We start from the raw sequence: 11,423 nt of genomic DNA, 5'->3' as shown, positions 1-11,423 counted from the left end.
CTATTTCTTTTGGGGACTTATTTCACAGCCCCTAAACNNNNAAATTTTTCATTCCAAGTTAATTTTACCACAAAAATAGGACCTTTCGCATGAGCGAATGGTCCTATTTCTTTTGGGGACTTATTTCACAGCCCCTAAACATTGTTATATTACAGCAGATGCGCTCTTATCTCATCGGCACTCATATCAAGCAGATAAGCCGGTGCCACATCAAATACCGTATGTGCTCCGATCTTTCCGTCTTTGTGCATACGATATGCGGCTCTTGCATATGCAATAATTACGGAAGCTGTGAACTCAGGGTTTGAATCAAGCTTTAAGCGATACTCGATAACATGATTGTTCTCATCCTCCCAACCTGTCTTTCCGCTTCTGATAACAAATCCGCCGTGTGGAAGCTTTGAATGATTCTTCTTCATCTCCTCAGCTGTGATGAAATGAACTGTTGTATCATAGTCTGCAAAGTAGTTAGGCATTGTCTTTATCTCTTCTTCAATCTTTGCCTTGTCCGCACCGTCTGCAGCAACTACATAGCACTCTCTTGTATGCTTTTGTCTTGTAGTAAGCTCAGGATTTTTACCGCTTCTGACAGCTTCAAGAGCTGACTCTACAGGTACTGTGTACTGTCTTGCATCTACAACACCTTCAATTCTTCTGATAGCATCCGAATGTCCCTGACTTACTCCCTTACCCCAGAAAGTATAGTCCGCACCGTTTGGAAGGATTGCATTTGCATATACTCTGTTAAGTGAGAACATACCCGGGTCCCAGCCTACAGATATTAGACCGAAGTGACCTGTTGCCTTTGCAGCATCGTCAACCTTTGCAAAATGCTCAGGAATATTTGCATGAGTATCAAAGCTGTCGATAACATTGAAATACTTGGCATATTCAGGTGTCTGTACAGGTAAATCTGTCGCACTGCCGCCGCAAAGTACCAAAACATCTATATCATCCTGATAACTTAAAATATTTTCAACACTGTCCACCTTGGCCTCGGATGTAAGAATCTTAACACTTGAAGGATCTCTTCTTGTAAACACCGCTACCAACTTCATATCCTTTGTATGCTTTATAGCACACTCGATTCCTCTTCCAAGGTTTCCATATCCCAAAATACCTATTCTTATCATTTTCTCACCGGCCCTCAACCAAATAAATTATTCGGGCAAATCCTTTCATTTAATATCAACCAGAATGCCTTAGTATTAAAAAAGATAGAATGCTCCCAAGACTCGCCTTTGAGCATTCTATCCAAGAAATAAATATCATTCATAGCAAACTGAGTTGTTAGCTGTGTAATATTATACAGGAATTTTTTTATATTGCAAGTACAAATTTAAAAATATCTATATTACATTGCAAACAAATCATTTAAACTTTCAGACATTGTAGGATGTGTGAATATAAAGTTTGCTATATCCTTTGCTTTGATACCGTGGTCCATTGCAAGCTTTATAAAGTTAATCATCTCATAAGACTCTTCACAGAAAAGCTCCGCACCCAAGATAGTGCCGTCCGCTTTAACCAAAGCCTTTAACAAACCGTCCGTTTTTCTTAAAACCTTAGCCTTTGGTATAGCATTGGCACTAAGGCTTAAGACTTTGTATTCCACTCCTGCAGCCTTTGCATCCTTTTCGCTCATTCCCACTCTTGAGAACGGAGGATTTATAAATACCGAATAAGAGAAAGCTCCTCTATTCTCAGTAGTTCTCTTATCCTCTCCCATTATCTCATCCCAGATAATTCTGCTGTCATCAAGTGAAATATATGTAAACTGGAGCTTACCGCAAACATCACCTGCCGCCCAGATATTATCTGCACTTGTTTTTAAATGCTCATCGGTAACTACACCACCTCTGTCAGTGAGCTTAACACCTGCATTTTCACATCCAAGACCGTCAGTATTCGGTCTACGACCTACAGCAAGTAAAATCGCATCAGATTCCAAAGTCTTTGCCTCTCCTGCAACCTCATAATATAACTTACCCTCTTCGGCCTTGGTCACCTTTGCACCTGTAACTATCTCTACAGATTTTGCTTCCAATACTTCACGGATAGCTTTTGCGATATCCTCATCTTCTCTAGGCAAGAATACATCTCCGTCCTGAACTACAGTTACCTTACTTCCGAAATCTGCATACATTGAAGCAAACTCAAGTCCTATATAACCGCCACCTACAATAGTAAGTCTTTTAGGTAATTCCTCAAGATTCATAATAGACTCTGATGTATACACACCCTTACTGTCAGCTCCTTCAATCTTCGGTATTACAGTAACAGAGCCTGTATTGATAATAAACTTCTCAGCCTTAATCTCCACATTTCCGTCTTTAGTTGAAACAATAATATGATGATTATCCTTAAATGACGCTGTTCCGTCAATAATATCCACACCTGCACTTGCTATCTTGTCATAATTAGCCTTATTAAGAGCGGCTGTAAGTTTCTTCTTTTCAGCAACCGCCTCCCTATAGTACTGTGCTTTTTTGTCAAACTCTCCGGTTGTAGATTTGGCTGCATCCGTTATAAGTCGCTTTGAAGGAATACAACCTACATTTATGCAAGTACCTCCATACATATTTTTGTCTTTCTCAATCAAAGCAACACTTTTACCTGATTTACTGAACTTAGCCGCAAGTGTCTTTCCCGCCTTGCCGAAACCTATAACAACTATATCATAATCAGCTTTCATAGCTTAACTCCTTTTCATTATAATTTTAGATTATTATACACCTAATTTTACACAATTGAAATACTTAAAATTAAATTATTATTCTTTCCAAAAATAATTATAATCTTTTCTGTAAATTTTGCGTCTAATAGATTGATTATGCAATGCACCTAATATATAATATAAGTGCAATAGCAAGGAAAGGAGTTGAAATTTATGGCTACCACAACTAATTTCAGTGTCCGTATGGACAGCGACATCAAGAAACAGTGCGAAGCGCTGTATGGTGAATTAGGCATCAACCTTACTACCGCTATCAATGTATTTCTTCGCCAGTCGCTCCGTGTCGGCGGTTTTCCTTTTGATGTTCGCATGGAGCAACCGAACAAGGAAACGATGGCAGCAATGCTGGAAGCAGAACGCATTGCCCGTGATCCGTCTGTAAAACGCTACTCTGATGTAGAGGAAGCATTGAGGGCGTTAAAAGAATGAGTAAACATTTAGACATTGTTTGGACAAATCAATTTAAGAAGGACTACAAGCTGGCGATGAAACGTCATCTTGATATTGACCTTCTGGACGACATCATTCGCAAATTGGCAAGTGGCGAACAGCTTCCGGAAAAGAATAAAGACCACGCTTTAACCGGAAACTGGGGCGGTCATCGTGAGTGCCACATTCAGCCGGATTGGCTATTGGTCTATCGGATTGAAAATGATTTGCTCGTCTTGACATTATCCCGAACAGGAACGCACAGCGATTTATTTGGAAAGTAAGAAAATGCACTCGGTACAAACGCCGGGTTCATGTTTCATTCGATACTGCTCCTTTCGCAAAAAAAATTAGCAGCCAGGCACCGAAGCGCATGACTGCTATGTAAGGAACGGTATTCTGTTTTAGGTCTACAAACCGGAAGTTATCTGAGCAATTTATATATTTCGTAGTCAACCGGCTCACACCACTCATTCGATGTCTCTTCACCCGGCACTTCAATTGCCAGATGAGAAAACCATTCATCCGGTGCGGCACCATGCCAGTGTTTCACTTCTGCCGGAATATTGATACAGTCACCAGGCTTAATTTCTACAGCATCTTCTCCCTCTTCCTGATAATATCCTCTTCCGGCAATACATACTAAGATCTGCCCACCTCCACTTTTTGCATGATGGATGTGCCAGTTATTTCTGCATCCGGGTTCAAATGTCACATTGAAAATTCCAACCTGAGAAGTGGAGATCGGTGCAAGAAAACTTCTGCCGGAAAAATACTGTGCAAAGCCATCATTTGGTGTACCAATTGGGAATACCATCTCTTTTGCATGCGCCCGCATTGCTTCCTCTTCGTATGGTAAATCTCCTTCACCTGTCTCCCACACTTCCTTTGCAAGATTGAAAACAGCCCATGCTTTTGGCCATCCTGCATAGAATGCGACATGTGTAATCACTGCAGCAATCTCTTTTTGTGTCACACCATGATTTTTTGCATTTTGAAGATGATATTTTAAAGAAGAATCCGTAATTCCGGAAGCCATCAGAACAACCACTGTAATGATACTTCTTGTTTTTACATCAATATCCCGGTTGTTCCAGTTTTCACCGAAAAGCACATCATCATTAAAATGCGCAAACTCCGGTTCAAATTCACCAAGTGCATTTCGTCCTGCTGTCTGTACTATTTTTCCATATTCTGTATACCTCCATAGCACTGTTATTTATAAAGATTTCACCCACTCACTGATTTCCTGTTTTGTTCCACGATTTAACAGGCTGCCTTCTGTGATCACCGCATCCGGTGCGGATAGCTGCAATTCCTTTACAGTATTACCGAATCCACTTCCACCGGATGTTGCAAAAAGGACGATCTTTTTACCGCTGAAATTATAGGCTTCCAAAAATGTATTGATAATTGTTGGAGCTACATACCACCAGATAGGAAATCCCAGAAGGATCTCGTCATAAGAAGCCATATCTATCTCTTTCTTCATAATCTCTGGTCTGTATTTCTTATCACTCATTTCCACACTGCTTCGGGATTTTTTATCCATCCAGTCAAGATCAGCCCTTGTATACGGAACTTTCGGCTCAATCTCAAATAAATCAGCTTTTGCTTCCTCTGCAATCATCCCTGCTACTTTTTTTGTTATTCCACTTGCACTGAAAAATGCCACTAATTTTTTACTCATAATAAAAAGCCCCTTTCTTTGCGAATTTCTTGTATAAAAATAGATGTATAAGATTTGAATTTCTCTTATACATCTATATTATACCCCATTATTTTATTGTATCTAATGCTTATATCGAATTCTATTCTATGCCTGACTTCACCCTCATGTTCTACTTCTTCACTGTTTACATATTGAAATAATGAATCAACCTTAAGGTTAAGCATTTTATTATGGAATTTTATTTCCTTTACTCTGCTGCCGTTAAGGCTGAAAACAATATTTTTTTGTCTGATAAATTTATCCATGGTCCTCCATCGGTCACAAAACTATATTACATGCACTCCTATACGCCTAACAAATACTTTCTCTATAAAAGATTTGAAAGCGACCTCATCACAAGGTCAATATCCTGATTTTCCAGCTCCTGTATCACATGTAAATATGTTTTCTGTGTGGTAGTCATACTTGCATGTCCGAGCCTTCTTGCTACACTGGCGATAGATACTCCTGCATATAGCAAAATAGAAGCATGTGTATGACGAAGCCCATGCACAGAGATAACCGGAATATTCAGCTTCTTACAATACCTCACCAAAATATCGTTAACTGTAGAATTATAGACATTATTGTCCCTTACAAATATAGGCTTATCTGCCGGAAGATCCTTTACAAGTGTGGCAAATTGCATCACTACCTGCCAGTCAATCTGTATCTTTCGCACTGACGACTTATTTTTTGTAGGTGAAAAACCACCGCCTTCCTTATAATTCCAAGTCTTATTCACCGATACTGTCTGATGTGCAAAATCAAAGTCATTCGGTGTAATCGCAAGTCCTTCAGAAAATCTCATTCCTGTCTTTGCCAAAAGTAAAATGAACCAATCCCAACTCACTTCATCTGAAAGAGTCAGGCTCTTTAAAAGACTGTGAAGTTCAAATTGGTTCAAATACTTAACTTTCTTTTTTGACGGAATCTTCCCCTTGATAATAACCTTCCTTGTAGGATCTCTTGGAACAAGCCCCTCATCCACAGCATCCAGTATAGCTCCCTTTAGCTGGTGATGAAAATCCATAGTCGTCTGACGCTCATGCTCCTTGGCATAATCATTGATAATCTGCTGATATTCAACCCTTGATATATCACATAGACGAAGAGTTGGAGCCAGTTTCTCCACCCATATAAGACTCATCTTATACTTTGACAAAGTTACATCCCTGATAGCACCTTCCTTATATATTGCTATCCATTCCTTATAAAAATCCTTCAATAGATCTGTTGATTGAAAATCCTTAGGCATATTTCTCCTTCCTACCGATGAAGGACCTGTCTAAGGATACTATAAATATTTGATATTAAGTTGGGTCTTCACCGTCAGGATCTTTAATATCTACATCATATAAAATATAGTCTCTCAATAATTTTTCAGCATTATTTCTGACTACAAACGGAGGAAGCTTCTTTCCCTCAAGCTTAGTATAATATTCCGTTGCAGGCTCATTTGCTATAGATTTTTTCAATGCATCGTATCTTCCGAACTCATCAAGATTTGACTCTGTTACCTTGGACTTTTTGATTTCTACAAGCAGACCTTCTTCAACACCCAGATATTTTACAAACTTTTTTATTTGTGACATTTCCTTATTCTTTGCATACATCACTATATAATCTCTAAAAGTCATATCTTTGCCAAGCTTTGCATCTCCGGATTGTATATCATGAAGAAAAATATTTGCATACTTTTGTTCTTCCTGAGAAAGCATTGCAAAAGATTTATGAAGCTCCTCCAGTGTAGCCTCTCTCTCTTCCTTACTTACATTAGAATCATAAAGCTGTTTTTGCCACTTCTCAAATCTGGAATTCATATAATCATTATCTATAATACCTGTATTTTGCTCACTCAAATACGGATCGACAGTAAACGTAACCGCATTATCATCTCCGTCTGTAGAATCTGTAGGTTTACTTAATTCCTTATATCTTTGTAAAAGTATATTATAATCTTCTTCACTTGGAATTACTGAGATACTGCCTGTATGATTATCCTCATCATCAATCTTGACGGAATATTCTTTTATATCCCAGCTAAATCCCTGTATTTTTGCAGCCTGTAAATATGTAGAAAATTCTCTGAAAAGCTTTGCAAACTTTGCCTTTGACTCCGTATCATCAGGAAGCTTTTGCATATCTGCAATATTTGCCTGCTTGAAAACAGCCTCCATATCCTTAAATGATATATTCATATGCTCTATATTATCAGGCAGATGATCCGCAAAAAGTCCTTGAGGCCTGTCTCCGGAATAAAGCTTCATGGCGTTTTCTATATTATTTTTCATTGTATGCGGCATTCTATAGTATTTTATAGAGCCGAAAGGTTTTTCATTTATATTAAAAAGTCTGTTTGTTCTTGAAAATGCCTGTATAAGATTTTGATACTCCAAAATCTTATCAAGATACAATGTATTTACCCACTTAGAATCAAAGCCTGTAAGCATTTGATTTACAACTATCAGTAAATCAAGCTGAGATTCCGCTTTCATGCGGACAAACTGTCCCTTGTGAGCAAGTCTTTCTGATACCTCCAACTTAAATTTTGCATATCTTGCAATATCCCAGTTTGTAGAATACCAATTATTATAATCATTAAGCATTTCTACAATACCGTCCTCTTTTTCCAAAGCCTTGTCACCGCTTGCATTATCAATAGTCGGATCAAACAGACCCGTTACCTTCAATTCAGGATATTTTTCACGAAACTTCCTGTAATAACTTATAGCTTCAGGTATGCTTGAAGTTGCAAATATGGCATGGAACTTATTATTTCGACTCAATCTAAGCCAATTTTCCTTTATATTATCAACTATACTGTACTGATACTTGTCATTTTCCCAGGCATCTTTCTTTATATAATCTTCGATACCCTTTTGATATGTGCCGTCTTCAAGTAATCTTCCTGCCATAGGTACTTCTGATACTGTCATAAACCTATAATATATCTTTTGCATCTTCGGATCTGATATAGCCTCCACCTCGGAACTTGCGCCGGCCTCTTCTATAGCCACCTTTTTTCTAATTTCGATATCAGGATATACACACACCATAATAGGATCAAATCCAAGTACATTCTTATCACGAATACCGTCTGCGATACTGTATCTGTGAAGTTCGTCACCGAAGATATCCGTTGTGGTGCTCAAGCTCTTTTCATTCTCGGAAAATACCGGCGTTCCTGTAAAACCGAAGAACAGTGCATTGGGGAAAGTATTCTTTATTGTTATAAGCATGTCTCCAAATGTGGAACGGTGACACTCATCAATAATAAATACCAACCTTTTATTTCGCATATCTTCAATATCCTTGGCGCGCATCCTGCCAATCTCATCTTCCTTGATTCTACTCATCTTCTGAATAGATGAAACTATCAAAGTATTCTTAGGATCTGTACTCTTCAGCTTTGAGATAAGCATATTTGTATCATCAGTCCCTTGAACGTCATCTACATTATCTGCAAATCCTTGATATTCTGTTAAAGACTGCGAACCCAGTTCCTTACGATCCATTAAAAATACAACCTTATCGGCATCTTTTGAATTAGCTATAAGCTGTGCCGACTTAAAAGATGTCATAGTTTTTCCTGAACCTGTAGTATGCCAAATATATCCGCCTCTTTGATTATTATCCTTCCAATCATTCCTTGATACTCTGTCGGAGATCTTATTTGATGCATAGTACTGATAACTGCGCATTACCTTAAGTACACCGTCACCTCCGTCAGCTACAGTGTAAAATCCTATAAGCTGATGTGCCATAGGAATTGACAAAAGCCTTTCCACAACATCTTTCCAATAGTTAATCGGTTCATTATTTGCATCAGCCCAATGGAAATAAAAATCAGGCTTGAAATCACCATCCGGTCCCGGATTTGCAAAATAGAGTGTTTCATCAGGATTCATAGCTACAAATACCTGAACAAGTGCAAATAATCCTGTGAATACACCCTCATAGGCATACTTTTTGATTTGATTTGCCGCCTCCGCTACAGGAACACCCGATCTTTTCAACTCAATATGAAAAACAGGCATACCGTTTATAAGAAGCATCAAATCTCCACGCCTGTCCTGACGAACGCTGTCCTTTCTAAAAAACTTGGGCTGCTGCACTATCTGATATCTGCTCTGTCCTGCCGCTATCTCATTTCTGTCATAAATTTTTAAACTGACCTCTTTATTGAAATGAAGCTTATCTTCAGGATTCTTTCTTGTGATTGATACAGTTTTTCCATTGATAAAACTGTTAAGTGCCAACGGAGTCTTAAGCTCTCTGATTTTTTCTATCAGTTCATCCATCTCCTCATCTATTAGAGGAATATTGTTTAACCTGTCAATATTTCTATTATTCTCAAACAGTATATTAGCCCAGTTTCTTATAAGGTCTTTTTCAGTATAATTTTTAAGTACATTCTGCTCCCAGCCGTAGTTTTGCAACAGGGCAATAACTGCACTTTCAAAGTCTGCTTCTTTTGTAAAATAATCCATATTTACTCCAATAATATTTATTGTAAAACTAAATATCCAAGCTGTTTTTATTCAGTAAAAAATCGTATATGCTCATGTTAAGTATTCCCGACTCACTGTAATGTGGCACAGGCGTATCCCTTGTTATTATAATTCGTTTAAAGAAATCTCCTGTAAGCATCAACGGCCTCTGTTCCTGCATCAGTTTAGCCTCATCAGGTATAGCATATGCCGATTGTATATAATATCTCTTCGAAGCCTTATTACATACAAAATCAATTTCAAGTTGCTTGCGAATGCTGCTTCCGTTTTCATCTTTGCCGTTTTGTACAATCACCCCTACATCCACATTGTAACCTCGGATTTTTAATTCATTATATATAATATTCTCCATACTGTGAGTTTCTTCAATCTGCCTGAAATTAAGTCTTGCATTCCTTAATCCCATATCATTAAAATAATACTTTACCGGACTGCCTATATACTTTCTTCCCTTTATATCATAACGAAATGCAGTATCAATCAGGAAAGAATCACTGAGATACTCAATATAGCGTTTAATAGTATTGCTGCTTATATTTTTATTTTTTACCGACTTGAAAGTTTTTGACAATTTCTCCGGATTAGTAAGTGAACCTATTGCTGAAGAAATTATATTTAATAAATCCTCAAGTTCGGCTTTATTTCTTACATTATGTCTACCGATAATATCCGATATATAAGTCTCCTCAAATAAGGATTTTAGGAATGCAACCTTTTGTTCGGGGCTTGAAATATTCAATACCAAAGGAATACCTCCGTATAACATATATTCATTCCAACCGTCAAGCTTTTCACCCTGATATACAGACATAAACTCTGCAAAGCTTAACGGATACATATGTATTTCATCACCTCTACCTCTAAATTCGGTAATAACATCCTTAGAGAGAAAACGTGCATTACTTCCTGTAACATAAACATCTACATTTTTCATTCTGATAAGACTGTTTAAGACAGCCTCAAAATCACTCAGCAATTGTACCTCATCCAACAATATATAATACATCTTTTCATCTTTTATAGACTCTTTCAGATGTGGATATAAAACATTAGGATCACAGAATTTTTTACTTTCAAAAGTATCAAATGATATTTCTATTATATGATTTTTGTCTATTCCTTCGGAAATAAGGTGTTCTTTAAATATATTAAACAAGAGATATGATTTTCCACATCTTCTCATACCTGTCACTACCTTGACCAAGCCGTTGTGCATCTTGCTAATCAGCTGCTCCAAGTAATGATCCCTTTTAATCTCCATACCGCCTCCTATTTTATATTATAATTTTGCATATATACGCACTTTTCATCAACAGTATTATATCCTTGATATAATATAATTTCAAGGAATACATGTAAATATATTGCGTATATACGCAGTTTTCATAGATAGTATTTTATAAATGATATTATAATTTCATATTTTGTATGCCTTGGAGGCTTACTCTTAGCGTAATCTATAATTCTATAAGCTATTGCCTTGAAAATAAGTTGAAAAGGCTCCAGTTGATGAAGGGTGATAAGGTGGTCGAGACCATTAAAAAATAGTCCAAGCACTTTTTGTTCTTCGTATTTAGGAATTAAAACATCAATCTCATTTATAGCTGCTTTTGATAAACTCGGAACACCTGTAGACTCATCTTTCTTTTCCCAGTCGATATTTTGGAATATACCAAAAGCAAAAATCAATGCAATCTTATCTTTTGGAATAACATAAAATAGTGTATCTACAGTCCAAAATGGTGCATTCAAGATATATGGTTTATCAATTGTACCTTTTCTTCCAATTCCAATTGCATCTCTATCATAAGACAAAGCTTTATTTACACTAATCATATATCCACCCGTTCCATAAACAGGTATATCACCTTCTAAGAGATGTTTGTAATCTCTACCATTGCATACATCAACTATCTCCCCTAGCTTACGCTGTTCCCAATATATCATGTATTTTATAAAAAATATTTCATGTTATTTTAATGAATTAACAGGAAATAAAACTTATATGACTTAATGTTGGTTAAAGTTATAG

Annotated in this window: 11 protein-coding genes; 2 read left to right on the top strand and 9 right to left on the bottom strand. The window is 37.2% G+C overall.

What is annotated here, in order from left to right:
• Positions 1–149: 149 nt before the first annotated feature.
• Both EHW90_RS05795 and EHW90_RS05790 read right to left on the bottom strand, forming a co-directional pair.
• Positions 150–1,133, bottom strand: coding sequence for a diaminopimelate dehydrogenase (locus EHW90_RS05795; RefSeq protein ID WP_124951957.1), 984 nt, complete (start codon positions 1,131–1,133; stop codon positions 150–152).
• A 221-nt stretch (positions 1,134–1,354) separates the two neighbouring features.
• Complete coding sequence (locus EHW90_RS05790) at positions 1,355–2,695, bottom strand: FAD-dependent oxidoreductase (RefSeq protein WP_124951956.1); 1,341 nt, start codon at positions 2,693–2,695, stop codon at positions 1,355–1,357.
• A gap of 195 nt (positions 2,696–2,890) precedes the next feature.
• Here EHW90_RS05790 and EHW90_RS05785 point away from each other — a divergent pair, with 195 nt between their 5' ends.
• Positions 2,891–3,166 (top strand): type II toxin-antitoxin system RelB/DinJ family antitoxin, encoded by a 276-nt coding sequence (locus EHW90_RS05785; protein ID WP_124951954.1) that lies wholly within the window; start codon positions 2,891–2,893, stop codon positions 3,164–3,166.
• Positions 3,163–3,450: a type II toxin-antitoxin system YafQ family toxin gene (locus tag EHW90_RS05780; RefSeq protein WP_124951952.1), complete on the top strand. Its 288-nt coding sequence runs from the start codon at positions 3,163–3,165 to the stop codon at positions 3,448–3,450. The genes EHW90_RS05785 and EHW90_RS05780 overlap by 4 nt, the downstream gene beginning before the upstream one ends.
• Before the next feature lie 140 nt (positions 3,451–3,590).
• Here EHW90_RS05780 and EHW90_RS05775 read toward each other — a convergent pair whose 3' ends face one another.
• From EHW90_RS05775 to EHW90_RS05745, 7 genes are all read right to left on the bottom strand, one after another.
• On the bottom strand, positions 3,591–4,379 hold the full coding sequence (locus EHW90_RS05775; protein WP_124951950.1) for a carboxymuconolactone decarboxylase family protein: 789 nt from the start codon (positions 4,377–4,379) through the stop codon (positions 3,591–3,593).
• A 6-nt stretch (positions 4,380–4,385) separates the two neighbouring features.
• A complete protein-coding gene (locus EHW90_RS05770) occupies positions 4,386–4,856 on the bottom strand; it encodes a flavodoxin (protein WP_124951948.1) in 471 nt (156 codons plus the stop codon).
• Between the two features lie 65 nt (positions 4,857–4,921).
• A complete protein-coding gene (locus EHW90_RS05765; RefSeq protein ID WP_124951946.1) occupies positions 4,922–5,143 on the bottom strand; it encodes a hypothetical protein in 222 nt (73 codons plus the stop codon).
• Between the two features lie 62 nt (positions 5,144–5,205).
• The gene (locus EHW90_RS05760) at positions 5,206–6,135 is read right to left on the bottom strand and encodes a site-specific integrase (RefSeq protein WP_124951944.1); all 930 of its coding nucleotides are present in this window, start codon (positions 6,133–6,135) and stop codon (positions 5,206–5,208) included.
• Between the two features lie 55 nt (positions 6,136–6,190).
• Positions 6,191–9,370 (bottom strand): HsdR family type I site-specific deoxyribonuclease, encoded by a 3,180-nt coding sequence (locus EHW90_RS05755; RefSeq protein ID WP_124951943.1) that lies wholly within the window; start codon positions 9,368–9,370, stop codon positions 6,191–6,193.
• A gap of 28 nt (positions 9,371–9,398) precedes the next feature.
• Positions 9,399–10,652 (bottom strand): ATP-binding protein, encoded by a 1,254-nt coding sequence (locus EHW90_RS05750; protein ID WP_124951942.1) that lies wholly within the window; start codon positions 10,650–10,652, stop codon positions 9,399–9,401.
• Between the two features lie 122 nt (positions 10,653–10,774).
• Positions 10,775–11,338 (bottom strand): restriction endonuclease subunit S, encoded by a 564-nt coding sequence (locus EHW90_RS05745; protein ID WP_124951941.1) that lies wholly within the window; start codon positions 11,336–11,338, stop codon positions 10,775–10,777.
• Between the last annotated feature and the right edge of the window lie 85 nt (positions 11,339–11,423).

Origin of the sequence: Lachnoanaerobaculum orale (assembly GCF_003862485.1) — a bacterium.
Classification (GTDB): domain Bacteria; phylum Bacillota; class Clostridia; order Lachnospirales; family Lachnospiraceae; genus Lachnoanaerobaculum; species Lachnoanaerobaculum orale.
The sequence above is the reverse complement of the archived record's forward strand: the minus strand, read 5'-3'. Positions and strand labels throughout refer to the sequence as shown.